Below are 24,346 nucleotides of genomic sequence, written 5' to 3'. Positions count from 1 at the left end.
TCCTCCCCCTGCGCATGGATTAGTCGCGAACGATGTCGAGTGTACGCGTACGATCGCTCGAAACGCGGCCGCCCACGTCCTCGCCGCCGTAGCGATAGCTGTAGTTGTAATAACCGTAGCTGGAGCGGCCCTGATTATATTTGGTGAGAAGCGCGCCGAGAACGTTGGTGCCGGACGCGCGAAGGCGACGCAGCATTTCCTTGACCGCTCCGGTCCGCGTCTCGCCGCTCTCGATGACAAGGAGGGTCGCCTCCGTCAGCGCGCCCAGCAGGGGCGCGTCGGCGAGGCCCAACACTGGCGGACCGTCGATCACGACCATGTCGAATTCGCGCGCCGCCTCCTGAATAAGGCTCTTGAGACGAACGGACGCGAGGAGTTCGGCGGGGCTGCCGGTAAAGCGTCCGACCGGGAGCAACTGCAAATTGTCGGTCTGCGTCGGCTGCACAAAGTTCAGCAAGGGATCGGACGATTGCAGCAGGTGGCCCAGCCCTCGACTTTCGCGATCGCCGGACTGGAAAGTCGGTTTTCGCATGTCCGCGTCGATCAGCAGGACGCGCGAACCGCCTTTGGCGAAATTCCGGGCAATGGCGAAGCTGGAGGTCGACTTGCCTTCCCCCGGACGCGTGGAGGTGAGCAACAGGGAGCGCGGCGGCCCATCCGCACCGGCATACTGCAGACCGGTGCGCGCGGAAAAATAGGCCTCCGAAATGTGCGACTTCGGATCCTCGAGCGCCTCGGCAAGCGTCAGCCCTTCGGTTTCCGCGGGCACGACGCCGATCAGTGGCAGGCCGACCTTCTCCCGCACGTCGTCCGGTGTGGTCACATTGTCGAACAGGAGGTGGAGGAACAGGACGAGCGCGGCCCCGACCAGCAAACCGCCGAGGAGCCCAAGCGCGATGTTAAGCCCGAGATTCGGACGGAACGGCGCCCGCGCGACTTCGGCGCGGTCGACCAGCGACACATTGCTCTGACCGATACCCCCGGCGACGCCGATCTCTTTATAACGCTGCAGAAGCGCGTCGTAGAGGTCGCGGTTCGTGTCCACTTCGCGCTGCAGGATATTGAGCTCGATCGAGCGTCCACGCTCCGACTGAACCTCGGACCGAAGCCCGTTGACTCGCTGCGCGAGCGCCTGCTCCGCGCGCGAAGCGGCCTCATATTCTGCACGCAGTCGTTCGCGCGTGCTCGAGCCGGCGGTGGAGCTTTCCCGGGCGATCGCGGCATCCAGCGAGTCGATCCGCGTCCTCAACTCGCGCATTTCGGGGTAATCCGGAAGGAATGTGCGCGACTTTTCCTGATATTGCGCCTGCAGCAACGCGCGCTGCTGACGCAGTCCCTCCGCCGCGGCGTTGGGCACCTGCGCCTGACCCGCGGCGCCCGAGCGATAGGCCTGTTCTGCGTTGATGCGGCGAATGCGGGCCTCATTCAGCGCCTGGTTCAACTGCGTGAGGTTCGACACGCTTATCGTGTCGGACTCCGACGGGGCCGTGCCACTGGTCGTCCGCCCACCGGTGCGGATGATGCCCGAACGGATGGCATAATCGTTGAGGCGACGCTCCGACTGCTCGAGCGCATCCTTGGTGGTGGCGAGCTGCGTCTGGAGGAAATTACGCGCGTAGGAGCTGCTGTCGTAGCGGCGCTCGAGCGTCGTGGTGATGAAGCTTTCCGCGGTCGCGTTCGCAATCCGCGCGGCGAGCTGGTTGTCCGGCGACACCGCGCCGACCGAGATCAGCATGCTCTCCCGGACCGATTCGATCCGCAGCGCATCTTTCACATATTTCGCGGCCGCTTCGTTCCGCTGCGCGCGGCTGAGCGTTTCCGGCGCGACCGCGGGGTTGGCCGCAAGGTTGAGCTGCTGCGCCACGCGAAGTGCCAGCGCGTCGCTCCGCAATAGCCCAAGCTGCGTCTGGACGAATTCGGCCGTGCCGACGGACCGAGTATTCTGGTTGGCGCCCTCCTCGCCACGTCCGCCGAACACCTCCACCTGCGGCGGGTTGAGTTCGATGGTCGCGGTCGAGCGGTAAAGCGGCGTGATCAGAAGCGATGCGATGATGCCCGCCGCCAGGCCCAATGCGGTAACACCAAGCAGGAGCCACTTCCGCTCGGCGAAGATGCGCGCGAGCGTGTGAAAGTCGAACAGGCCGGCATCGCCCCCGTCGGCCTTGCCATCCAGCGACGCTCCCGGAGCCATTGTCATCCCGGCCGGCGTGATCAGAGTATTCATTGCAGAACCTGGCCCGTGAAGACCGCGAGCACAGGGATCGCGTTGATGATGTCGCGGTAAGCGCCTCGTCCACCGGATGAATCCACAACGACGATGTCGCCGGGATAGACCCGCGGGTTGACGCTCTGATTTGAGCGAATTGCAGTCAGGTCGAACGCCGCTACCATGGGCTGCCCGTCGATCTGGCGGAAGATCGCGACGCGGCGGGGGTTGGCGTCCTCGCGCAGACCCTTCGCCTGCGCGATCGCCTCAAGCAGCGTCGTGGAGCCGGTCGCAGCGAACAGGCCGGGTGATGCCACCGAACCCTCGACCGTGTAATCGCGCTGATTTGTCGTTTTCTGAGCAACGATGATGCTCGGGTTGCGCAGATAGCGCGCGCCGTACAGTTCCTGCAGCCGCGTCTGAAGCTGCGTCGTCGTCATGTTGCGCACGTTCAGGTTGCCGATTAGCGGCATGGTCAGGTCGCCTGTTGGCGATACCTGATACTCTCCGCTGAGGTCAGCGACGCGAAATACCGTGATCTGCAGCACATCCAGCGGACCAAGCACGCCGATCTGATCGCTGATCCCGCGCGTGACAGAGGTCGTCGGGGCCTGCATGGTACCCCGATCATCGTACGGGATGACCTTCTGACGAGTAACGCAGCCGCTGATTGCCAGGACGATAACGCCAGCGAGCAACGCTCGTGTCACGCCCTGATGGCGGGGAAATGAGGACACAGCCAATCCGCAAGCTCCAAACCGATGGCTGCGCTCTTTGGCCCAAGACGTTGGACGATGCAACGCGCCAGCCTGCAGTCGGAGCGCGTCGCACTCATCGGCCATCGATGCCGCCCGATTGCCACCATCGCTGCGCGCATTATATGTGCCGCCCATGAAGTGGCGAGCGTGACCGGTCCAAAGCGGCGCGTGCGCCCTGTTCGCGCGTCGTGAATTCAGGACAAGCTCATTCAATGTTCACTGGTGCGACACGCTTGCCCGGACGTTCGCTACGTTCGAACACGCTCCTGCAACTCATTGCAATCCTTTTCTTTGCCGTCCTCATTCCGTTGATCTCGACGGCCGTCGTGCGTGGCCTGCCGTTCCTTCACCGCGAGGCGGCGACGACGGCGGTGGCCGTGATCGCAGCGCTGATCGCCGCCCATTGGCTGAACCGGAATATGAGCGCGCTTCCCGGCGTGCAGAGCAGCGACACGATCCTCCCCTGCCTTTTCGCTGCTTACGGTCTCGCGCTGATCGTCATTCTGCTTTGGCGCGTGCCCTATTCCCGCGGCATGATGACGAGTTCCTTCGTCTTGGCGATCATCGCATTTTACGCGGTGTATTTCTTCTTGCAGCGTGACGATGATCTGTTGGTCGGGGTCATCGAGGGCGGTCAGGCAGGCGAGCTGCTCGAGCTCAAGACCATTCGCACGCGCATTGTGCGGGAACCGTCGGACGCCGAAGGTTGTGCGCTGATTGCCTGCGATCTTCGGCACGACCATGACGACCGGTGGGAAGCCGCCATCGCCGATTACGCGCTGAGCGGTCTGCCCGTGTTTCACAGCAAGGACCTCTACGAATCGCTGACCGGCCGCACGAAGCTCGACCACCTGTCCGAGAATAACTTCGGCATGCTGGGTCCGACACTCGCGTACCTGAAGGCGAAGCAGGTCGGTGACCGGCTGCTGGCGTTTCCGCTGCTGATCCTGTTCGCGCCAGTGATGGCGATCGTTGCGCTGGCGATTGCGCTGGACTCGCGCGGACCGATCCTGTTTCGTCAGGTCCGCGTCGGCTATCGCGGCGTTCCGTTTACCTGCTACAAATTTCGCACCATGCGCGTCGATGCGGACCAGATGGGGAGCACCGCCATCGACGCGGCGATTACCAAGCCCGGTGACACCCGGGTCACACGCCTCGGCCGTTTCCTGCGCAAAAGCCGGCTCGATGAACTCCCCCAGCTCTATAACGTCGCTCTCGGCGAAATGAGCTTCATCGGCCCCCGGCCGGAAGCGCGGGCGCTCTCCGCCTGGTATCAGAGCGAGATTCCCTTTTATCGTTTCCGCCACGTCGTCGTTCCCGGGATCACCGGTTGGGCGCAGGTCAACCAAGGCCACGTCGCACAGCTCGACGAGGTGGACGAGAAGCTTCAATATGACTTCTACTACATCAAACAGTTTGGGTTGCGGCTCGACCTCTTCATCGTCTTCAAGACCCTGAAGACGATGGTCACCGGGCACGGCGCGCGTTAGGTAGCGCGCGCCCACGCCTTACACAGGGCGTTGCGATAGGCGGCGACGACGGCCGCTTCTGAGAATTCGTCTGCGACCTTGCGGCGACCGGCCGCGCCCATCGCTCGCCAGTCTGCATCGGGCAGATCGGCCACCCGCTCCATCGCCTGCGCGAGTGAGGAGGCATCCCTCGCCTGCGCCAGAAACCCGGTCTTTCCATCTTCCACCACGTCGCGACAACCGGGGACGTCGGTGGTCACCAGCGGCCTCGCCAGCGCGCTCGCCTCCAGCAGAACGCGAGAGACGCCTTCCCGGTAGGAGGGGAGCACCACGGCATCTGCGCGGAGCATCATCGGGCGGACATCGTCGACCGGCGGCCAATGTTCGACCACCCCCTCCGCGACCCAGGCAGACAGCTCGGCAGAGCTGATGGCGGTGCGGTTCTCGGCGTCGGCGGCGCCTAGTAGACCGAAGTTCATATCCTGGCGGCGGGAGCGAATGCTCCGCGCGGCGTCGACAAACTCCCGCACGCCCTTGTCGCCCAACAGTCGCGCGACGAGCAAGAACAATTTGGGCGCAGCGCGAGTTTCGTTCTCGGGGGGGACGAACCTTTCGACCGAGATGCCCGAACCCGGGATCCGGACCGCCTTCGACGGCCGCACGAGACCCATATCGACAAACATCCGGCGATCGTCTTCGTTCTGAAAGAACACGGTGTCGGCCGATCGGAGGCCGACCCGGTACAGGCCGCGCACGATTCGGGTCAGAAGACTTTCCCGAATGAACGCCGTGCCGAGGCCGGAGATATTGGGGATGAACGGCACTCCAGCCAGCCCGGCAGCGATCCCGCCGTAGATGTTGGGCTTGATCGTCCAGGCGAGATAGGCCGCTGGCTTCAGCGTTCGAAAAGCGCGGTAATATCGCGCGGTCAGCGCGGCGTCGCGATGCGGCGAAACGCCCTTTGCGTCGATGGTCAGCGCGTGAAATTCAACGCCCAATCGCGCTAGCGCCGCTTGTGCCACCGGATCTGGTGGCGCGAGCGCGACGATGCGATGCCCGTCCGCCACCAGCGCGGAAAGAACGGCGGTCCGGAAATTGACCAGATTCCACGCCTGATTTGCTGACACCACGATCGTCGCCATCGTGCGCGCCTCAAAAGTTCACAAATATGGACTTGTAACGAAACAGTTCGGCGTGGACCCCAAAGTTCAGGAAGGTCAGCTGGATCATGATGCAGTAAAAGATCGCGCCCAGTCCGACGATGAAGCGCCCTTGCACCTTTGTCCCAAAGAAGGTCGTGAGATAGCCGAACACCAGCACCTGGACAGGAACGAAATAGAGCCCGATGCGGTCAATGGTCGTCGAAAGGTCCGGTCGGACGAGGAGAACAACGGGGAGGATCAACGCCGTTGCCGCCATCGCGGTCCACACCGCACTGCCCAACGGCGTCGTCGTCAATTTTCGTCGATTGAACAGTAGTATCAGCGCTGGCCAGGCGCCCATCAACAGGCGAACCAGTGCGCCTGCTGAAGAGATCGACCCATCCGTGTATGCCTCGAAGCGCTCGAAGCGACCGCTCAGCACGAAAATGTACAGCGGTACCGACAGCACGATGATCGCGACGAGCGCGCCACGGTGTCGATATCCCATCGCCAACGCGAGCACGGGGAGGACCACGATCGCGGTCGCGTGCCACAAGATCGCACTCACGACCCAGCAGCCCGCCGCGAACATTCGTCGCTCGATCAGCGCGTTGATCCCGATCATCAGCGACCCGATCGCCGCCGCCTGGCGGATATAGCCAAAGCCGATGACGATCAGAATGTACGGAACCGCGAGCGTGATTGCGAGCCATGGATTTGGGGTCCGGCGTGCCAGAGATACTACGCCGGCCAGCAGAATCGCGGGGCAAATGAAGTTGATCGGGAACATGCCGAGCGACAATTCGGCGCTGATCCAGTTCAGCAGTCCGAACAATGGATCGGTCATCGTCATCGCAAAGCCGAGGCCGCGGCCATCGATGGCGTCGTAAATATTCTGATAATTCAGCCAGTCGCCGCCGGTCTGATAGCGCAGCCCGGCCAGCAGCACGTAGTAAAGCATGAAGGCGGCAAGGCCGAGTGCAGCCAGGCCGCCCCGCCGCATCGCCGAGCGCGTGCTCGCGCCGAGGACGAACAGCGACGGAAATGCGAGAAGCAGCCAATAGACGAACAAGCGCTTATCCCTGGAATGGCTTCGCGGCGAACATGTCGGCTCCCCTATCGACTGTCGCGACGTCTTGCTAGGAGCAGTACGACCGTGAGTTGCGCCCTCGTACCCGGAGGGGGAGCTTGTTGTCAGTACAGCGAAACGAAAGGGGGCGCGCGGCCGCATGTGTGGGATTGCCGGATTTTGGCGGCCATCTGGCGGAAATGAAGTGGCGGATCGCGCCCTTGGCCTGGCCATGGCGGAGGCGGTACGTCATCGCGGGCCGGACGCCGGTGACGTGTGGGCTGATGCCGCGGCCGGCGTAACTCTGGCCCATCGCCGATTGGCGATTATCGACCTGAGCGCCGCCGGAGCCCAGCCGATGCATTCCGCCTCCGGTCGGTATGTCGTTGCCTATAATGGCGAAATCTACAATTTCCCGGAATTGCGCGCCGAGCTTGAGCAGAGCGGCGCAGCGCCGGAATGGAGGGGGCACTCCGACACGGAGGTGCTGCTGGCCGGGATCGAGTGCTGGGGCCTCGACGGGACGCTGCGCAAGGCAAAGGGGATGTGGGCAATCGCCCTGTGGGACCGGCGCGACGGCACCCTCACCCTCGCGCGCGACCGGGTCGGCGAGAAGCCGCTGTACTATGGCTGGTTCGGCGAAGGGGACGAACGCTGCCTGCTGTTCGGTTCCGAGCTGGCCGCGTTGCAGCGCCATCCGCAATTCGTGGCGACGCTCGATCGCGACGCATTTGGCCAGTATCTCCAGCTGAACTACGTCCCAGCGCCGCTGACCATATATGTTGGCGTTGCGAAGCTTCTGCCCGGCCACATCACCACGATTCACCCGAGCGGCGATGCGGGTGATCGTCGCTACTGGTCGTTTGCCGACGTCATTGTCGAGGCGCGCGCCGACCCGTTTCTCGGCTCGCCCGAAGAGGCCGTGAGCGAGACCGAACGGGTGCTGTCCGACGCCATCGCCCGGCAGATGATCGCCGACGTGCCGCTGGGTGCTTTTCTGTCGGGCGGCATCGATTCATCGACGGTCGTGGCGTTGATGCAGGCGCGGTCGAACCGGCCCGTCGAGACATTCACCATCGGCTTCGATCAGCGCGGTTACGACGAAGCTCAGCATGCGAAGGCGGTCGCCCAGCACCTCGGCACCCGCCACCATGAATTTTATGTCTCGCCTCAGGAGACACTCGACGTCATTCCGCGGCTGCCGACGATCTACAGCGAACCGTTCGCGGACTCTTCGCAAGTGCCGACCTTCCTCGTTGCCCAGATGGCGCGGCGAAATGTGACCGTCGCGTTGTCTGGCGATGCCGGCGACGAATTGTTCGGCGGCTACAATCGGTATCTCTTCACCGACCGCATGTGGGGGGGGCTGCGACGGGTACCCGGCCCTCTGCGCTCGGCATTGGGCGCTGCGTTGGGTGCCGTTCCCTTGTCAGTATGGGATCGGCTGGGCGGGATCGCCGGCCGGGCCCGGGTGAGCAATTTCGGCGACAAGGTGCACAAGGGCGCGTCCATGCTCGGGGCGCGCGATGCTGACGCGCTCTACGAACAGCTCATCACGCTGCCGCACATGCGCGATATTGCGCTGTCGCCGGGCGTGCTCCGGACGCTGCCGCCCCCGGGCTCGCCCTCTACAGCGGTGGAACGGATGATGGCGCTCGACAGCGTCGGTTACCTGCCCGACGACATTCTCGCCAAGGTCGACCGCGCCGCCATGGCCTGCAGTCTCGAAACTCGCGTCCCGATGCTCGACGCCAACGTGATCGCGCATGCCTGGCGGCTGCCGCTCGACTATAAGGTCCGCAATGGCGAGACCAAATGGCCGCTGCGTCAGATCCTCTATCGCCACGTGCCCAAGGCGCTGGTCGACCGGCCCAAAATGGGGTTTGGCATCCCCGTAGGAGACTGGCTGCGCGGCCCTCTGCGCGACTGGGCCAGCGACCTCCTCGATCCGACGGTCCTAGCCGAGCAGCAGCTCGTCGACGTTGCGCGGGTGACCCGGCTTTGGGACGAACATCAATCGGGCCGGCGCAGCTGGACGCCGCAGCTGTGGACCTTGCTCATGTTCGAAGCCTGGCGGCGCGAACAGCCGCACTGACGCCGGCCCAGGCGCGGTCGACGCCGGCCGCAAAGCGTTAGAGCCGCCAGTCGACCGTCGCGTCACCGGGGAAGAGATTGCGCAGGTCGGCCAGCACACCGCCATCCCGACGCAGCGCGGCGATCGTTTCCACGCCAAGTTCGCGATAATGCGCATGCGGCACCGCGACGACGACGAGATCATAGGGCGCGTCCGATCGTAGCGCATCGTCGCCGCTCAGCGTTAGCCCATATTCGTGCGTCGCTTCTTCGGGATCGGCGTGCGGATCGTGCACGGTCACGTCATATCCGTGGCCCTTCAGCCCGTTGATCACGTCGACGACCTTGCTGTTGCGCAGGTCGGGCACGTCTTCCTTGAACGTCAGTCCAAGGACGAGCGCCCTGCGCCCGCCGCCGCGCGATGCGGCGTGGATCTGGTCGGCGACCCATGCGCCCATGCCGTCGTTGACCGCGCGACCGGCCAAGATGACCTTGGGATCGTGGCCAAGTTCTGAAGCACGATGGCTGAGGTAATAAGGGTCGACGCCAATGCAGTGCCCGCCGACGAGCCCCGGGGAGAAGGGGAGAAAATTCCACTTCGTGCGGGCTGCGTCGAGCACGTCCCAGACGCTGAGGTCCAGCTTCTGAAAAATCTGTGCGATCTCGTTCATGAAGGCAATGTTGATGTCGCGCTGCGCATTTTCGATCACCTTGGCGGCTTCGGCAGCCTGGATCGATGCGGCACGGAATACCCCGCCGCTCGTCACCGCATCATAAAGAGCCGCGACCCGGTCGAGCGCTTCGGGAGTCTGCGCCGACACGACCTTTGTGATCTTGTCGATCGTATGTTCGCGGTCACCCGGATTGATGCGCTCAGGCGAGTAGCCGAGCCAGAAATCGACACCGCACTTGAGCCCGGATACTTGCTCAAGAATCGGTGCGCAAACGTCCTCAGTCACGCCCGGGTAAACGGTGCTTTCGTAAACCACGATGGGGGACATGGCAGCGTGAAGCATGGCGCCAACCGTGCGCGATGCTGCCTCGACCATCCGCAGATCCGGCTGGTTTTGCTCGTCGATCGGCGTCGGGACGGTGACGATATAGAAATCGGCGGGCGGGATTTCGCCAGGATCGCTGGTCAGCCGCAGCGAAGAAGCTTCGAGGCGGTCACGGTCGATTTCCCCCGTGCGGTCGTAGCCCTGCTCGAGCTCGGCGATCCGCCCTTTCGCGACGTCCAGCCCCCACGTCTCGAACTTCTTCGCGAGCGCGACCGCCAGCGGAAGCCCGACGTAACCGAGCCCAATCACAGCCACGCGCTGCACCGTGGGAGCCATTTTGCAACCTCTTATCTGTTGAGCGAGCGCGCGCGCTCCATTGCGAGCGGCCTGCGCCCTAGCGGCATGGGGCCGCCGGTGCAATCAATCGGCGTTGACACTTTCTTGGCCTGACCCGCCTATACGGGGACAATGCCCGACCCCTCCGGACCACCCCGCAGCCCGCGCCGACCAACGATCCTGCTCGCGTTCGGAACTCGGCCGGAGGCCATCAAGATGGCGCCCGTCGTGACCGCACTCCGGGCGCGCGGCGACCTTGACGTCAAAGTTGTCGTCACCGCGCAACATCGCGGCATGCTCGATCAAGTGCTTCGCGCCTTTGCAATCACGCCCGACCATGATCTCGACCTGATGACCGACGGCCAGTCGCTCGACACGCTGGCCGCCCGCATTCTGGCGACCTTCGGCCCGTGTCTCGACAAAATCAGGCCAGACCGGGTGCTGGTCCATGGCGATACGCTGACCACCGCCATCTGCACCCTCGCGGCGTACTTCCGAAAGATTCCAGTCGGGCACGTCGAGGCTGGCCTTCGCTCCGGCGACAAATATTCGCCTTGGCCCGAGGAGGGCAATCGCCGCGTAACCGGCGTCCTCGCCGACCTCCATTTCGCGCCGACGGAGACAGCCGCGGCGGCGCTGCGGCGGGAGAATGTCGACGAGGACACAATCCACCTGACCGGCAACACCGTCATCGACGCGCTGCTCGCGATGCGCGAGCGCATTGAAGCCGAGCCTGAGCTCGCCGATGTGCTGCTGCCGTTGGCAAAACGCTTTCAATCCAAGCGTATCATCGCCGTCACCTCGCACCGCCGGGAGAACTTCGGCGAGGGGATGAAGGCCATTGGGCGTGCGCTGCGCCGCATCGCCGAGCGCGAGGATGTCGCCATCATCTTTCCCGTCCACCCCAACCCGCAGGTTCGACCCGTCATGGAGCCGATGCTGGGAGACCGAGACAATGTCGCGCTCATCGACCCGCTGGACTATGCGAACTTCGTCGCGCTCCTTGCGAAGGCGGAACTGGTGCTGACCGACTCGGGCGGTGTGCAGGAGGAAGCGCCCAGCCTCGGCAAGCCCGTGCTCGTTATGCGCGACACCACCGAGCGCCCGGAAGGCGTCGCCGCCGGCACCGCCCGGCTGGTCGGCACGGACGAGGACGGCATCGTTTCCGGTATATTCACCTTGCTCGATGATGAGGCCATGCGGCTCGCCATGCGGCGGGCGCACAATCCATACGGCGACGGCCACGCGGCCGAGCGAATTGCGAGGATCATCGGGCATGTCCACGCCCTCGACTGAATTGCAGGTCACGGTCATTGGGCTCGGCTACATCGGCCTCCCCACCGCCGCGGTGATCGCGCGGAGCGGTGCTCGGGTCGTCGGCGTCGACGTCAGCCGCGACGTCGTCGATACGGTCAACGACGGACGGGTGCACATCGAGGAGGTGGACCTCCACGGGTTGGTTCAGGGCGTCGTGTCGCGTGGGCTGCTGACCGCGTCGACCACGCCCCCGCAAGCCGACGTTTTCGTAATCGCCGTCCCCACACCCATCCGTGATGACCGGACCCCGGACACGAGCTATGTCGAAGCGGCGGCGGACACCATTGCCCCGGTGCTGAAACGCGGCGATCTCGTCATTCTCGAATCCACGTCTCCGGTCGGCACGACCAACGCGATCGCCCAGCGCATCGCCGCCGCACGTCCGGACCTGTCCGTGCCGGGTATGACCGATGGTGCCGCGGACATCGCCGTCGCCTACTGCCCCGAGCGAGTGCTCCCCGGTCGCATCCTCATCGAGCTGGTCGACAATGATCGGGTCATCGGTGGCGTGACGCCCCGCTGCGCCCGTAAGGCGATGAGCTTTTACAAACGCTTTGTCCGGGGCGCTTGTCTTACCACGACGGCGCGCGCCGCCGAGATGGTGAAGCTGGTCGAGAACAGCTACCGCGACGTCAACATCGCCTTTGCCAATGAATTGTCGATGCTCGCAGAACATCTGAACGTCGATGTTTGGGAGGTCATTCGCCTCGCCAACCGGCACCCGCGGGTCAATATCTTGCAGCCAGGCCCGGGCGTCGGCGGGCACTGCATCGCCGTCGATCCATGGTTTCTCGTCGCCAGCGCGCCCGAGACCGCTCGCCTAATCCGCACTGCGCGGGAGGTGAACGACGCCAAGTGCGATTACGTGACCGGTCGCGCCTTGCGCCTCGCCGCCGAGGCAATCGCGAAAAAGCCTGACGCGCAGATCGCCTGCCTGGGGCTCGCCTTCAAACCCAACATCGACGACTTTCGCGAGAGTCCGGCGCTCGACGTGGCTCTCAATCTCGCGCGCACGCACGGGGAGCGGGTGATGATCGTCGAACCCTTCGTCTCGACCCTGCCCTCGGCGCTGGCGGAGACCGGCGCGCGGCTGGTCGACCTCGACGATGCGCTGGCACAGGCGGACCTGTTGATCGTGCTTGTGGACCATGACTTGTTCAAATCGGTGCCGCCCGAAGAACGCGCCGGCTCCACCGTGTACGACACGCGGGGTGCCTGGGTGCCCTAGGGGACGGCTTTGGTACCCCGGCAATCAGGTGTAGAGCGATCGCAGCCGTCCCTGTGATCGGAGTTTCCGCTACCCATGAAACTGGCCACGCGCATCGTTCACAAACCGTGGGGTCGAACCCAATTGCCGCCTGCGTTCGCTGTGCCACAGGGCGAATCGGTCGGCGAAATTTGGTTCGAGGATCCGGCCGGCGACGACGCCCCGTTGATGATCAAATATCTTTTCACGTCCGAGCGGCTGTCGGTTCAGGTTCACCCCGACGATTCCCAAGCGCAACAGCGTGGCTTTACGCGCGGCAAGGAAGAATGCTGGCTGGTGCTCGACGCCGGTCCGGCCGGGGAAGTCGGCGTCGGGCTCAAGCGCGACGCGACGGTCGAGACGCTCCACGCGGCGGCGCTCTCAGGCGCGATCGAAGATATGATCGACTGGCGCCCAGCGCGCGCGGGCGACTTCATCTACAATGATGCGGGCACGATTCACGCGATCGGCGGGGATGTCATCATCCTTGAGGTGCAGCAGAACGTCGATCTCACCTACCGCCTTTACGACTATGGCCGCCCGCGCGAGCTGCATCTCGACGATGGTCTCGCCGTCGCGCGGACGAGCGCCGGGGGAAGCAGCCGCGATCGTCACGTAGGGACGAGCGGCGACGCGCTGCTCGTCGACGGTCCGCATTTCGGCTTGCGTCGCATCGAGGGGCCGGGGAGCGCATCGCTGAAACTGCCCAGCCCGATTTACGTCGTTCCTCTGGATGGCTCGTGCCGAGTTGATGATGAGACGGTGCAGGTCGGCGAATGCGCTCGCACGGATGACCCTGGGCGGGTCGAAATTCCTGCGGGCGTCAACGTTGCTGTCGCTTGGGCGAAGGGGGGTTCGGCATGAGAGCGACAATCGTGCCCGTGATCCTGTCCGGGGGCTCTGGCACCCGGCTCTGGCCGCTGTCGACGGACCGCCGACCGAAGCAGTTTCTGCCGCTGGTGGAAGACCGCACCATGTTTGCAGCGACGCTGGCCCGCGTCGCCGACCGTCGCCGCTATGACGCTCCGGTCATCGTGTGCGGTTTCGGCCATGTCGCGCATGTCGCGGAGGATCTGGCTAGCGCCGGGATCGAAGACGCGCGCATCATCGTCGAGCCGGCCGCGCGCAATACCGCGCCGGCGATCGCGCTCGCCGCACATGCGGTCGGAGCGGATGCGACGATGATGCTCGTCATGCCGTCCGATCATGTGATCAGCGACCCCGCCACTTTTCACGCCGCCGTCGAGCACGCGACCCCGGCGGTCGAGCGCGGCGCGCTGGCAACGTTCGGCATCGCGCCCGCCGGTCCTGAGACGGGCTATGGCTACATCGCTTGCCATGGGGACGAGGCGGTGCGGCAAGTGGAACGCTTTATCGAAAAGCCCGATGCCGACCGCGCACAGGCGATGATCGACGCCGGCGGCCATTACTGGAATGCCGGCATCTTCCTGATGCGCGCCGATGCGTATCTGGCGGCGCTGGATGAGCATGCGGGTGAGATTGCCGTTCCGGTCGCGCAGGCGATGGCCGAAGCGTCGAGCGAGGGGGGAACGGTCCGCCCGGAGAGCCAAAGCTTTCACGCGGCCCGGTCCGATTCAATCGACTATGCGGTGATGGAGCGGAGCGGCCGCGTGGTTTCCGTGCCCACCGACCCCGGCTGGTCGGATGTCGGCAGCTGGTCAGCGATCTACGACCTCTCCCCCAAGGACGTCGACGGAAATGTCGCGGACGAAGGCGCGATCATCCTCGATGCACGCCGCAATCTGGTGCGCTCGGCGGGCGGTCCTCGCATTTCCCTGCTGGGCGTCGATGATCTGATCGTCGTTGCGACGGCGGACGAAGTGATGGTGCTGCCTCGCGCCCGCGCGCAGGACGTGAAACGGCTGGTTGCCGAAGCCAAGCGTCGCGACGGGAAAGCAACGCCCTCCGCTTGAAGCCGCACCAGCCGGTCCCATATCGCGCCACATGACATCCTCGTCCCCGTGGCACGGCACTACCATCCTCGCCGTGCGCAAGCCCGATCGTGTCGTCATTGTCGGCGACGGCCAGGTGTCTATGGGCCAGACCATCATGAAGCCGAACGCGCGCAAGGTGCGGCGCCTGCATGACGGCAGCGTCATCGCGGGCTTTGCCGGTGCGACCGCGGACGCCTTTACGCTGTTCGAGCGGCTCGAACGTAAGCTGGAGGCGCACCGCGGCCAGCTACTGCGCGCCGCGGTCGAGCTGGCCAAGGATTGGCGGACCGACAAATATCTCCGCAACCTCGAAGCGATGATGATCGTCGCGGACCGGGACTTGACGCTGGTGCTGACCGGAAACGGCGACGTGCTGGAGCCGGCCCACGGCGTGGTCTCGATCGGGTCGGGTGGCAACTATGCGCTCGCCGCGGCCCGTGCGCTCTCGGATTATGAGGCGGACGCGGAGGTGCTCGCGCGCAAGGCCATGGCCATCGCCGCCGACATCTGTGTGTACACGAACGACCAGCTCACCGTGGAGGCGATCGACATCGCGGCGCCAGCAAGCTCCGATTGAGGACCCTTCATTGAACGACCAGTTGACGCCAAAGGCGATTGTGGCCGCCCTCGACGAGCACATCATCGGGCAGCGCGATGCCAAGCGGGCCGTCGCCATTGCGCTGCGCAATCGCTGGCGCCGCCAGCGCCTCGCGCCTGAACTGCGCGACGAGGTCACGCCCAAGAACATCCTGATGATCGGCCCGACCGGTTGCGGCAAGACCGAGATCAGTCGCCGGCTCGCCAAGCTTGCGGACGCGCCGTTCGTGAAGGTTGAAGCGACGAAGTTCACCGAGGTTGGCTATGTCGGGCGCGACGTCGAACAGATCGCGCGCGACCTGGTCGAGGAGGCAGTGCGGCTCGAAACCGAGCGTCGTCGCGAAGCGGTGCGCGAAGCGGCCACAGCCGCCGCGATGGAACGGCTGCTCGACGCGCTAACCGGCAAAGGGTCGAGCGAGGCGACGCGCGCCAGTTTTCGGCAGCGTTTTGAAGAGGGCGCGCTCGACGAGGCGGAAGTCGAGATTGAAATTTCCGAGACGCCGCAGATGCCGTTCGAGATGCCCCCGGGGGTAGGCGGCGTCGGCATGATCAATATCGGCGACATGCTCGGCAAGGCGCTCGGACGCGACGGTCCGAAACGGCGACGCAAGCTGAAGGTCGGCGAAGCGTGGAAGCGTCTGGTCGAGGAAGAGCAGGACCGTCGGCTCGACAATGACGACGTAGCACGCGTGGCGATCGCCGATGCCGAAGCCAACGGTATCGTGTTCCTCGACGAGATCGACAAGATCGCGGTCAGCGACGTGCGCGGCGGCTCGGTCAGTCGTGAAGGCGTGCAGCGCGACCTTCTGCCGCTGATCGAGGGAACGACCGTCGCCACCAAACACGGGCCGATCAAGACCGACCATATCCTCTTCATCGCCAGCGGCGCGTTTCACGTCGCAAAGCCGTCGGACCTGCTGCCGGAGCTGCAGGGCCGCCTGCCCATTCGGGTCGAGCTGGCCGCGCTGACCGAAGAGGATTTTGTCGCCATCCTCACCGACACCCGCGCGGCGCTACCCCGGCAATATAGCGCCCTGCTCGAGACCGAGGGTGTCACCGTCGAATTTACCTCCGACGCGATCGCGGAACTCGCGCGCGTGGCGGCGAGCGTCAACGCGCAAGTCGAAAACATCGGTGCTCGTCGTTTGCAGACGGTGATGGAGCGCTTGCTCGAGGGATTGAGTTTCGAGGCAGAGGACCGGACGGGCGAGACCGTGCGCGTTGATGCCGACTATGTCCGACGCGAACTCGCCGAGATCGCCACCAACACCGACCTCAGCAAATATGTGCTTTAGAGCCGCTCAGCTCGTCGCGAGGTAGCGACGATCGGCGCCCTCAAGCACGAGCGCCGTCAATCGTCCGGTCGAAAATGCGCCCGTGTCTATGCCGATGCGCACGCCTGTGTCCTCGACTTGCGGGGTGATGGTGTGACCATGCACGATGATCTTGTCGTGCGCGCCCCGATAGTCGAGAAAATCGCCGCGGATCCAGCGCAGATCGCTGCCCTGCTGTGCGTCGAGCGGGATGCGCGGGCGGACGCCGGCATGGACGAATGCGTAGTCGCCAATGACGACGCACCCTTCGCCCTGCTCCAGAAATCGCCGCTGCTCGGTCGGAACGAGCGGAGGAAACACTTCGCTCAACTCGTCAAAGTCCATCGCCTCGTAACGTGCGCCGTTGAGACCGTAGCTGGCGATGGTCGCGCTCCCGCCCATCTGTTTGACGAGGAAGCGAATGGATTCGCGCGACCCACGCAGCGCCTTGAGGAACACCTCCTCATGATTGCCGAGCAACAGGTGGAAGGCGTCGAACTCCGACCGCACCCGCATCGCTCGCGCGATCACCTGCTTGGATGAGGGTCCGCGGTCAATCAGGTCACCCAGCAGGATCAACGTGCATTTCAGCGACGGGGCAGCCGCCCGATCGTCTTCGATGAGGTGGAGCAAGGTCGCGAACAAATCGTCACGCCCATGGATGTCGCCGATCGCATAGACCCGCTCGCCCGGTGGGACGGCGGGCGGAGGTACGGTCGGCGTTTTGCGAAAAAGGGAGAAGACCATCGGCGCCGCGCGATGTGGCGCTCGGTCGGGCCGAACGCAAGGGTCAGGACGCGCTCCGCTCTGCCCGTCGAGCCGCCCACCAGGCGAGACGTTCACGCAGGCGCGCCTCAAAGCCCCGCTCAGATGGCGCGTAGAGCGTGTGGCGTCCAACCTCGCTTGGCCAATAGTCCTGGCCGGAAAAGGCGTCCGGCTGGTCGTGATCGTATCGATAGCCATCGCCGCGGCCGATCGCCTTCATCGTCTTCGTCGGGGCGTTCAGGATATGCGCGGGTGGGGCGACGCTGCCGCCGCTTTCAGCGAGCCGACGAGCGGCTTTCTCCGCCTTTTACACCGCGTTCGATTTGGGCGCGGTCGCGTTGTAAATGCAGGCCTGGACGATCGCCAGCTCACCTTCGGGGGAGCCGAGCAGCCGGTAGGCTTCAACCGCCGCCATCGCCTGAACGAGCGCCTGCGGGTCGGCCAGCCCGACATCCTCGCTGGCGAAGCGGACGATGCGGCGCGCGACGTAGAGCGGGTCCTCGCCGCCGCGGAGCATCCGCGCGACATAGTAGAGGGCCGCGTCCGGATCCGACCCCCGCATCGCCTTGTGCATCGCGGAGATCAGCCCGTAATGCCCCTCTCGATCCTTGTCGTAGCCGGCAGGGCGCCGCTGCAGCAGCGCTTCCAGCCCCTCCGGGCCCAGCCTGGTCGTCTCCGGGAGGTCGACCAGGCGCTCGACCTGATTGAGCAGAAAGCGGCCATCACCATCGGCGAGCGCGATCAGCATGTCTCGCGCAGCCTCGTCGATCGGCAAGCTGCGTTGAAGCGCCGTTTCCGCCCGCGTCAGCAGCTCCGCTAGCGCGACCTCGTCGAGCCTTCGCAAGATCAAAAGCTGGCAGCGCGACAGCAGCGCGCCATTGAGTTCGAAGGACGGATTTTCGGTGGTCGCACCGACGAGGATGATCGTGCCATCCTCGACGACCGGCAAAAACGCGTCCTGCTGCGCCCGATTGAAGCGGTGAATTTCGTCGACGAACAGCAACGTCGGGCCTTCCAGCGCCCGCGCGGCAGCCGCGTCTGCGAACATCTTCTTGAGGTCAGCTACGCCCGAAAAAATTGCCGACAGGCTGACTTGGCGCAGCCCGCCGGCTTCGGCGAGCAAACGGGCGATGCTGGTCTTACCGGTTCCCGGGGGCCCCCACAGGATCAGCGAGCCGATCCGCCGCGCCGCGACCATCCGACCAAGCGGGGCATCGGGGGCGGTGAGAAGCTCCTGCCCGACGACGTCCTCGAGCCGCCGCGGCCGCATGCGCTCGGCCAGCGGGGCGGCATCGATCATCCAGCGGCCCTCGACCGTGCGCGCGCGACCTCGCGCTGCCATACGGCGACGACGCGGTCGTTGATGACCTCCCAATCGAATGCTTTCGCCCGCTCGACCGCTGCTGCAGACGCGGCGTGCAAGCTTTGCGGGTCAGCGACGTAGCCGGCGATGGCGTCGGCATAGGCCTTGGGATCATAGGCGGGCACCAGCTGGCCGCTGACCCCGTCGAGGACGATAGACCGCGCCGCTGGCACATCGGCGGCCACCGCCGGCACGCCCGCCGCCTGCGCCTCGAGCGTCACATTGCCGAACGTCTCGGTCACCGATGGCTGTAGAAAGATGTCGAACGAGGCCACCGCCCGCGCGAGGTCGTCCCCGGTCACGAAACCGGCGAAGACGGCGCCGGGCAGCTCGCGTTCGAAATCGGCGCGAGCCGGCCCGTCGCCGACGACCAAAATCTGATGCGGCACCTCCCTGCGGCGGAGTTCGGCGGCGGTGGCTGCGAACATGTCGAGCCCCTTTTCGAGCACCAGCCGGCCCAGGAAGCCGACCACCGGCACATCGTCGCGAAGGCCGAGCGAGCGCCGCCACGCGAGGTCTCTCCGGGCGGGATTAAAGCGTTCATGGTCCACCCCACGCGACCAGACGTCGATCGGCGCAGTGATCCCCTGCCCCCGCAGTCGCTCGCCTATGTGTTCGGACGGCACCAAAAGCGCGTCGCACCGATTATAGTAGCGACGAAGGAGCGCGACCGCCGCGCCCTCGAGGAACTGCGCCTTGTAATAAGCGAGGTAGGTTTCGAACAGCGTGTGCACCGACGCGACAACGGGAAGGCCGTTGGCTTTTGCCCAGGTGACCGCGCGGTGGCCCAGGATGTCCGGGGCGCTGGTGTGCACGATGGTCGGCGCAAACGCGGCCAAATCGGCGCGCACGGATGCGGGGAGCCCCGTCGCGAGGCGATACTCCCCCCGACCGAACGGCAGTGCGGTCGAGGGCACGCTGACCAGGTCACCCGTGGGTGGAAACGCCGGCGTATCCGTCGTCGGTGAATAGACGCGCAGACCGACGCCGCGGTTCAGGGCATGCGCCGCCAGTCGGTTGAGGGACTGGTTCGCGCCATCGCGCACATAATTGTAATTGCCGCTGAAAAGCGCCAGCCGCAGCGGAAGGTCGGTCATCGCTGGCGGCCTACCCGCTCGTTCCCGACTGTCAACGCGAAGCCGCGTCAGATTTCGCCACCGGCGAACTCTCCGATCATTGCTTCGCTTGGCGCGTGAATGCGGAGCCGCTCGATGCGCCGTTCATCGGCCGCAAGGATTTCCAGCCGCCAGCCACTATCGAGCGCGACCACCTCGCCCACCGCAGGAACCCGCTCGGCGGTCATGGCAGCGAGACCACCCAGCGTGTCGACCTCCTCGTCATGGATGGCGAACACCGGGTGGACATCACGCGCGAGATCCTCAAGTTCGACACGCGCGTCGGCCTCCCAGATGCCGTCGTCGAGCAGTTGGATGAGCACGACGGGCGCGTCGTCATGCTCGTCCTCGATGTCGCCGACAATTTCCTCCATCAGGTCTTCGATGGTCACCAGCCCGTCAGTACCGCCATATTCGTCGAGCACGATCGCAAGGTGCACCCGCTTGGCACGCATTTCGGCGAGCAGCTCCATCGCCGACATCGACTGCGGCACGTAGAGCGGCTGGCGAAGAATCGCCGACAGCGACGCGGGCCGCTGATCGTCGCGCGCCATGATGCCGAACAGGTCCTTGACGTGCAGCATCCCGACCACTTCGTCGAGGCTCCCGCGGTAAACCGGCAGGCGACTGTGATCGGCGTCCTCGAACGCGGCTACGGCGTCGTCAAAACTTGCTGTTTCGGCGAGCGCGATGATGTCGCCGCGGGGCACCGCCACGTCGTCGGCAGTCTTGTCGCCAAAACTCAGCATGTTGCGCAGCATTTCGCGCTCAATGGCGCTCAGATCGCCGTTATCGCCATTGCTGGCGTTGGCTGAGGCGTTCTCGTCCTCGTCCGCTTCGGCAATCTTTTCTTCGATCTGTTCGCGCAGCGTTTGTTCGGCCGCGTCGCCGAACATCAGCGTGCGAAAGCTTTTCCACAGGCGCCCGCGACTGTCGCCCTCCGATCTGGCGGCGTTCGCCATTGAAATCTCACTCCTCCCCAACCCCGTCCGCCGAGGCGTAGGGATCGTCGATCCCCAGCTCGGCCAGTACGGTGCGCTCCAACTGTTCCATTGCGTCTGCCGACGCGTCGTCCTGATGATCGTAACCGATCAGGTGCAACGTGCCATGCACAATAAGATGCGCGACGTGATGTTCCAGTGGGACACTCTTTTCCGAGGCCTCACGCACAACGGTCTCTCGCGCAAGAATCAGGTCGCCGAGAAGGATTTCCTGTTCGCAGGGCTCGTGCGACGTAATCTCCCCGGGCGTCAGCTGTGGGAAGCTGAGCACATTCGTCGGTCGGTCCTTGCCGCGATACTGGGCGTTGAGCGCCCGCACTTCCTTGTCGTCGGCCAGCCGGATCGCGATTTCAGCGTCCATTTCGACGAGACGCCCGAGACCGGCGCCGCGCAACGCCGCCGTCGCCGCCTTCATACACCAGGCGGCCCAGTGTCGATCGCCCTCTTCCCACACGGCGCCGCGGTCCACCGCGACGTCGAGCGGCATCAGGCTTGGCCTTCGTAGGCTTCGACGATCCGGCCGACGATAGGATGCCGCACCACGTCGCCCGGACCGAACCGAACCGTGCCGAACCCTTCGACCCCTTCCAAGCGACGAACCGCGTCGTTAAGCCCCGACGCTTCGGTGCCGCCCGGGAGGTCGGTCTGATTAGGGTCGCCGCACACGACCATGCGGCTGTTCTGCCCGAAACGGGTCAGAAACATCTTCATCTGCATCGGCGTCGTGTTCTGCGCCTCATCGAGGATGATGAAGCTGTCCGCGAGCGTGCGCCCGCGCATGAAGGCGAGCGGCGCGACCTCGATCTCACCGCTGGCGATGCGGCGTTCGACCTGTTCCGCAGGCAGACAGTCGTTGAGCGCGTCGTAGAGCGGACGAAGGTAAGGATCGACCTTGTCCTTCATGTCGCCGGGGAGGAAGCCCAATTTTTCTCCCGCCTCGACCGCGGGGCGGGACAGGATCAGCCGCTGCACGCTCCCGGTGATGAGTTGCGCCACCGCCTGGGCAACGGCGAGATAGGTCTTGCCCGTACCCGCGGGCCCCAGTGCGAAGATAATGTCGTCGCGGCGCAGGCTCTCCATATAGGCGATCTGCGTGGTCGACCGCGGGACGATCGTCTTCTTACGCGTGCGGATCATCAACTGCGGACTATCAGGCGCCTCCTGCCGCACGACCCCGTCGAGCGTGGGCTCAACCTGCATCGCGACCACCGCATCGATCAGCCCCGCATCCACCTCCTCGCCGCGCTGGATGCGGCGGTAGAGGTCAAGCAGCACATCGCGCGCGACCGCGACATTCTCCGCCGGCCCTTCCAGACCAACCTTGTCGCCCCGAGCCGTGATGTACACGCCCAAGCGGTTTTCGAGCGCGATCAGATTCTGGTCGTAGAGGCCGAACAGGCGCGACAACAGCTGCGGTTTGTCAAAACTGACGTCGGCACGGCTGCGATCGCCGGGTCTGGCGGGAGCGACCTTGCGGCTCATGCGGCCTCACTCATCGCCAGCTGCCCGGCGAGCGATTTCGGACCGGCCGCCGTCAGCTCGACAGTGACCAGAGCCCCGATCCCGAGCGTGGCGCCGTCGATATGCACTGACTGCAGCCAGGGCGATTTGCCCAATTTCTGCCCCGGCAAACGCCCGTCGCGCTCGATCAGCACATCGCAGGTTCGACCAACGCTCGCCGCGTTGAAGGCCGCCTGATCGCGATCGAGCCGCGCGTTCAACGCTTCGAGACGTTCGTCCATCACCGCGTGAGGGATCTGCCCCTCCATCTGTGCCGCCGGCGTGCCGGGTCGCGGGCTGTATTTGAAGCTAAAGGCCTGCGCATATCCGACCGCGTCGACCAGCCGGAGCGTGTCTTCGAACTCGAGGTCGGTTTCACCCGGAAAGCCGACGATGAAGTCGCCCGACAAAGCAATATCGGGACGCACCCGGCGAACGCGGTCGAGCAAGCGCAAGTAGCCGTCGGTAGCGTGACTGCGGTTCATCGCCTTCAACACGCGGTCATTTCCCGATTGCACCGGCAAATGCAGGAATGGCATCAGGGATGCGACATCGCCGTGCGCGGCGATGAGGCCGTCGGTCATGTCGTTGGGGTGGCTCGTCGTGTAACGGATGCGCGCCAGGCCGGGGATGCGATCGAGCGCGCGGATCAGACCGCACAGCCCGACCTCGTGACCTACGTCATCTTCGCCGCGCCAGGCGTTCACATTCTGACCGAGCAAGGTGATCTCCCGCGCGCCCTGGTCCACGAGCGTGCGCGCCTCGTCCATGATCGCGGCAAACGGTCGTGAGACTTCCGCCCCGCGCGTGTAGGGAACCACGCAATAGGTGCAGAATTTATCGCACCCTTCCTGCACCGTCAGGAAAGCGCTCGCGCCCTGCCGCCGCCGTCCCGGCAACGCTTCGAACTTGGCCAGTGTCGGGAGGTCGGTATCGACCGCAGGGCGTCGCGAGGCGACCGCGGCGTCGATCAGTTCGGGCAGTCGGTGAATGGTCTGCGGTCCTGCGATCACGTCGACCCGCGCGCGACGAGCGATTTCCGCGCCCTCCGCCTGAGCCACGCACCCGGCCACGGCCACCATCGCTGGCCCGGCATCACGATGATGGATCCGACCGATCTCCGAGTAGATCTTCTCTGTCGCCCTTTCGCGGATGTGACAGGTGTTGAGGACGATCAGCTCCGCATCGTCGGCCGACGCGGCCACCATACCGCGCGCGGAAAGCAGCTCGCTCATCCGCTCGCCGTCATAGACGTTCATCTGGCAACCGAACGATTTCACGTGAAAGGTTTGCGGAGTTTTGCGCATTGCTTGCGGCCTTAGCGCGCGGAGTGGTGGTCGTCACCCTCTGTCCGGCTTGCAGGCGCCATCAGCGCGGCTTCAATTTCCTGCCGAGCATGTCGTGCGATCGCCTTGCGGTCCAAGAATTCTGCGGTCGGCAGTGGTTCGAGGAAGTGCAGTACCACCTTGATCGGTCGTCGGCGCGCCATCACGCGGATCGCGTTACTGCCGATGGGCTCATCTTCCACCCAAGCGATCGCCATGGCGTCGGAGCCATAGTCGAGCGCGACGGGCTGGATCGCGATCCCCGCGGGAGGGGGCGCGACCGCGGCAATCAGCGACGACCGGAACGGCAGCATTTGCGAGCCGTCCCCCGTCGTGCCTTCCGGAAACAGGGTGACCGGCTGACCGGTGGTGAGGGCATTTCCCAGCGCCAACGCCTGTGCACCAACATCCAGACGCGCGCCGCGTTCGACATAAACCGAATTGTTGATCGTCGCGAGCCAGCCGATGATCGGCCACGGCGCCACCTCCGCCTTGGCGACGAAGGCGCTGCCAGTCTTCCCCGCAAGCACCGCGATATCGAGCCAGCTGATATGGTTCGCGATGAACAAGACGTCGCGACGGAGGGGTTGACCGCGCACTTCGACCGTTACACCCGCGATCCGCGTCACACCGGCCAGGAAGCGCTGCGGCCAGCGCGATGGTCCGCGCAAAAGCCGCGACGCGCCATGACAAACGAGCGCGAGCACAAGCCAGGCCGCGATCGCTCCGACCCGGCCCCAGGCGAGCCAGGGGAGAGCGTCAACGCCCTTTCGGCGTGCCGTCAGCAGGGACGCCATG

Annotated in this window: 20 protein-coding genes and 1 pseudogene; 8 read left to right on the top strand and 13 right to left on the bottom strand. The window is 65.0% G+C overall.

Annotated elements, in window-relative coordinates:
- Window positions 1-19 precede the first annotated feature (19 nt).
- Both ACRYJK_RS02885 and ACRYJK_RS02880 read right to left on the bottom strand, forming a co-directional pair.
- The gene (locus tag ACRYJK_RS02885; RefSeq protein ID WP_482666077.1) at window positions 20-2,224 is read right to left on the bottom strand and encodes a GumC family protein; all 2,205 of its coding nucleotides are present in this window, start codon (window positions 2,222-2,224) and stop codon (window positions 20-22) included.
- Window positions 2,221-3,048, bottom strand: a complete 828-nt coding sequence (locus ACRYJK_RS02880; RefSeq protein WP_482666076.1) for a polysaccharide biosynthesis/export family protein — start codon at window positions 3,046-3,048, stop codon at window positions 2,221-2,223. The genes ACRYJK_RS02885 and ACRYJK_RS02880 overlap by 4 nt, the downstream gene beginning before the upstream one ends.
- Before the next feature lie 128 nt (window positions 3,049-3,176).
- Between ACRYJK_RS02880 and ACRYJK_RS02875 the strand changes: the two genes are divergently transcribed.
- On the top strand, window positions 3,177-4,454 hold the full coding sequence (locus ACRYJK_RS02875; protein ID WP_482666075.1) for a sugar transferase: 1,278 nt from the start codon (window positions 3,177-3,179) through the stop codon (window positions 4,452-4,454).
- Here ACRYJK_RS02875 and ACRYJK_RS02870 read toward each other — a convergent pair.
- Both ACRYJK_RS02870 and ACRYJK_RS02865 read right to left on the bottom strand, forming a co-directional pair.
- The gene (locus ACRYJK_RS02870; RefSeq protein WP_482666074.1) at window positions 4,451-5,575 is read right to left on the bottom strand and encodes a glycosyltransferase family 4 protein; all 1,125 of its coding nucleotides are present in this window, start codon (window positions 5,573-5,575) and stop codon (window positions 4,451-4,453) included. The two genes, ACRYJK_RS02875 and ACRYJK_RS02870, sit on opposite strands and share 4 nt — an antisense overlap.
- A 10-nt stretch (window positions 5,576-5,585) precedes the next feature.
- Complete coding sequence (locus ACRYJK_RS02865) at window positions 5,586-6,647, bottom strand: EpsG family protein (protein WP_482666073.1); 1,062 nt, start codon at window positions 6,645-6,647, stop codon at window positions 5,586-5,588.
- 157 nt (window positions 6,648-6,804) lie between these two features.
- Here ACRYJK_RS02865 and asnB point away from each other — a divergent pair, with 157 nt between their 5' ends.
- On the top strand, window positions 6,805-8,739 hold the full coding sequence (gene asnB, locus ACRYJK_RS02860) for an asparagine synthase (glutamine-hydrolyzing) (RefSeq protein WP_482666072.1): 1,935 nt from the start codon (window positions 6,805-6,807) through the stop codon (window positions 8,737-8,739).
- Window positions 8,740-8,776: 37 nt separating this feature from the next.
- Here asnB and ACRYJK_RS02855 read toward each other — a convergent pair whose 3' ends face one another.
- The gene (locus ACRYJK_RS02855; protein WP_482666071.1) at window positions 8,777-10,051 is read right to left on the bottom strand and encodes a nucleotide sugar dehydrogenase; all 1,275 of its coding nucleotides are present in this window, start codon (window positions 10,049-10,051) and stop codon (window positions 8,777-8,779) included.
- A 132-nt stretch (window positions 10,052-10,183) separates the two neighbouring features.
- Here ACRYJK_RS02855 and wecB point away from each other — a divergent pair, with 132 nt between their 5' ends.
- The 6 genes from wecB to hslU all read left to right on the top strand — a co-directional run bounded on the left by wecB (window position 10,184) and on the right by hslU (window position 16,461).
- Window positions 10,184-11,347: a non-hydrolyzing UDP-N-acetylglucosamine 2-epimerase gene (gene wecB, locus ACRYJK_RS02850; protein WP_482666070.1), complete on the top strand. Its 1,164-nt coding sequence runs from the start codon at window positions 10,184-10,186 to the stop codon at window positions 11,345-11,347.
- Entirely contained in the window at window positions 11,328-12,596 is a 1,269-nt protein-coding gene (gene wecC / locus ACRYJK_RS02845) for a UDP-N-acetyl-D-mannosamine dehydrogenase (protein ID WP_482666069.1), read from the top strand. The genes wecB and wecC overlap by 20 nt, the downstream gene beginning before the upstream one ends.
- A gap of 141 nt (window positions 12,597-12,737) precedes the next feature.
- The gene (locus tag ACRYJK_RS02840; RefSeq protein WP_482666068.1) at window positions 12,738-13,478 is read left to right on the top strand and encodes a class I mannose-6-phosphate isomerase; all 741 of its coding nucleotides are present in this window, start codon (window positions 12,738-12,740) and stop codon (window positions 13,476-13,478) included.
- Window positions 13,475-14,548 (top strand): mannose-1-phosphate guanylyltransferase, encoded by a 1,074-nt coding sequence (locus ACRYJK_RS02835; RefSeq protein ID WP_482666067.1) that lies wholly within the window; start codon window positions 13,475-13,477, stop codon window positions 14,546-14,548. Before ACRYJK_RS02840 ends, ACRYJK_RS02835 begins: the two co-directional genes overlap by 4 nt.
- Before the next feature lie 31 nt (window positions 14,549-14,579).
- A complete protein-coding gene (gene hslV / locus ACRYJK_RS02830; protein WP_482666066.1) occupies window positions 14,580-15,146 on the top strand; it encodes an ATP-dependent protease subunit HslV in 567 nt (188 codons plus the stop codon).
- A gap of 10 nt (window positions 15,147-15,156) precedes the next feature.
- On the top strand, window positions 15,157-16,461 hold the full coding sequence (gene hslU / locus ACRYJK_RS02825) for an ATP-dependent protease ATPase subunit HslU (RefSeq protein WP_482666065.1): 1,305 nt from the start codon (window positions 15,157-15,159) through the stop codon (window positions 16,459-16,461).
- A 6-nt stretch (window positions 16,462-16,467) separates the two neighbouring features.
- On the opposite strand, the gene ACRYJK_RS02820 is transcribed toward hslU, so the two are convergent.
- From ACRYJK_RS02820 to ACRYJK_RS02785, 8 genes and pseudogenes are all read right to left on the bottom strand, one after another.
- Window positions 16,468-17,226 carry a metallophosphoesterase gene (locus tag ACRYJK_RS02820; protein WP_482666064.1) on the bottom strand — a complete coding sequence of 253 codons (759 nt, stop codon included), beginning with the start codon at window positions 17,224-17,226 and terminating at the stop codon, window positions 16,468-16,470.
- Window positions 17,227-17,269: 43 nt separating this feature from the next.
- Window positions 17,270-18,586: pseudogene (locus ACRYJK_RS02815) on the bottom strand (replication-associated recombination protein A).
- Window positions 18,541-19,704 (bottom strand): glycosyltransferase family 4 protein, encoded by a 1,164-nt coding sequence (locus ACRYJK_RS02810; protein WP_482666063.1) that lies wholly within the window; start codon window positions 19,702-19,704, stop codon window positions 18,541-18,543. Before ACRYJK_RS02810 ends, ACRYJK_RS02815 begins: the two are co-directional and overlap by 46 nt.
- A gap of 47 nt (window positions 19,705-19,751) precedes the next feature.
- Window positions 19,752-20,684 (bottom strand): hemolysin family protein, encoded by a 933-nt coding sequence (locus ACRYJK_RS02805; RefSeq protein ID WP_482666062.1) that lies wholly within the window; start codon window positions 20,682-20,684, stop codon window positions 19,752-19,754.
- A gap of 7 nt (window positions 20,685-20,691) precedes the next feature.
- Window positions 20,692-21,210 carry an rRNA maturation RNase YbeY gene (gene ybeY / locus ACRYJK_RS02800; protein ID WP_482666061.1) on the bottom strand — a complete coding sequence of 173 codons (519 nt, stop codon included), beginning with the start codon at window positions 21,208-21,210 and terminating at the stop codon, window positions 20,692-20,694.
- Window positions 21,210-22,205 carry a PhoH family protein gene (locus ACRYJK_RS02795; protein WP_482666060.1) on the bottom strand — a complete coding sequence of 332 codons (996 nt, stop codon included), beginning with the start codon at window positions 22,203-22,205 and terminating at the stop codon, window positions 21,210-21,212. Before ACRYJK_RS02795 ends, ybeY begins: the two co-directional genes overlap by 1 nt.
- Complete coding sequence (gene miaB, locus ACRYJK_RS02790; protein WP_482666059.1) at window positions 22,202-23,530, bottom strand: tRNA (N6-isopentenyl adenosine(37)-C2)-methylthiotransferase MiaB; 1,329 nt, start codon at window positions 23,528-23,530, stop codon at window positions 22,202-22,204. The genes ACRYJK_RS02795 and miaB overlap by 4 nt, the downstream gene beginning before the upstream one ends.
- An 11-nt stretch (window positions 23,531-23,541) precedes the next feature.
- Window positions 23,542-24,345, bottom strand: a complete 804-nt coding sequence (locus ACRYJK_RS02785) for a lysophospholipid acyltransferase family protein (protein WP_482666058.1) — start codon at window positions 24,343-24,345, stop codon at window positions 23,542-23,544.
- Window position 24,346 lies beyond the last annotated feature (1 nt).

It is taken from the genome of Sphingomonas sp. BLHR8, from assembly GCF_056821725.1.
The sequence above is the reverse complement of the archived record's forward strand: the minus strand, read 5'-3'. Positions and strand labels throughout refer to the sequence as shown.

Excerpts from the sequence above, each read along its gene's own strand:
- ACRYJK_RS02885 (WP_482666077.1), bottom strand. The coding sequence starts at position 2,224 with ATGAATACTCTGATCACGCCGGCCGGGATGACAATGGCTCCGGGAGCG.
- ACRYJK_RS02880 (WP_482666076.1), bottom strand. The coding sequence starts at position 3,048 with ATGGCCGATGAGTGCGACGCGCTCCGACTGCAGGCTGGCGCGTTGCAT.
- ACRYJK_RS02875 (WP_482666075.1), top strand. The coding sequence starts at position 3,177 with ATGTTCACTGGTGCGACACGCTTGCCCGGACGTTCGCTACGTTCGAAC.
- ACRYJK_RS02870 (WP_482666074.1), bottom strand. The coding sequence starts at position 5,575 with ATGGCGACGATCGTGGTGTCAGCAAATCAGGCGTGGAATCTGGTCAAT.
- asnB (WP_482666072.1), top strand. The coding sequence starts at position 6,805 with ATGTGTGGGATTGCCGGATTTTGGCGGCCATCTGGCGGAAATGAAGTG.
- ACRYJK_RS02855 (WP_482666071.1), bottom strand. The coding sequence starts at position 10,051 with ATGGCTCCCACGGTGCAGCGCGTGGCTGTGATTGGGCTCGGTTACGTC.
- wecB (WP_482666070.1), top strand. The coding sequence starts at position 10,184 with ATGCCCGACCCCTCCGGACCACCCCGCAGCCCGCGCCGACCAACGATC.
- wecC (WP_482666069.1), top strand. The coding sequence starts at position 11,328 with ATGTCCACGCCCTCGACTGAATTGCAGGTCACGGTCATTGGGCTCGGC.
- ACRYJK_RS02835 (WP_482666067.1), top strand. The coding sequence starts at position 13,475 with ATGAGAGCGACAATCGTGCCCGTGATCCTGTCCGGGGGCTCTGGCACC.
- hslV (WP_482666066.1), top strand. The coding sequence starts at position 14,580 with ATGACATCCTCGTCCCCGTGGCACGGCACTACCATCCTCGCCGTGCGC.
- ACRYJK_RS02820 (WP_482666064.1), bottom strand. The coding sequence starts at position 17,226 with ATGGTCTTCTCCCTTTTTCGCAAAACGCCGACCGTACCTCCGCCCGCC.
- ACRYJK_RS02810 (WP_482666063.1), bottom strand. The coding sequence starts at position 19,704 with ATGACCGACCTTCCGCTGCGGCTGGCGCTTTTCAGCGGCAATTACAAT.
- ACRYJK_RS02805 (WP_482666062.1), bottom strand. The coding sequence starts at position 20,684 with ATGGCGAACGCCGCCAGATCGGAGGGCGACAGTCGCGGGCGCCTGTGG.
- ybeY (WP_482666061.1), bottom strand. The coding sequence starts at position 21,210 with ATGCCGCTCGACGTCGCGGTGGACCGCGGCGCCGTGTGGGAAGAGGGC.
- ACRYJK_RS02795 (WP_482666060.1), bottom strand. The coding sequence starts at position 22,205 with ATGAGCCGCAAGGTCGCTCCCGCCAGACCCGGCGATCGCAGCCGTGCC.
- miaB (WP_482666059.1), bottom strand. The coding sequence starts at position 23,530 with ATGCGCAAAACTCCGCAAACCTTTCACGTGAAATCGTTCGGTTGCCAG.
- ACRYJK_RS02785 (WP_482666058.1), bottom strand. The coding sequence starts at position 24,345 with ATGGCGTCCCTGCTGACGGCACGCCGAAAGGGCGTTGACGCTCTCCCC.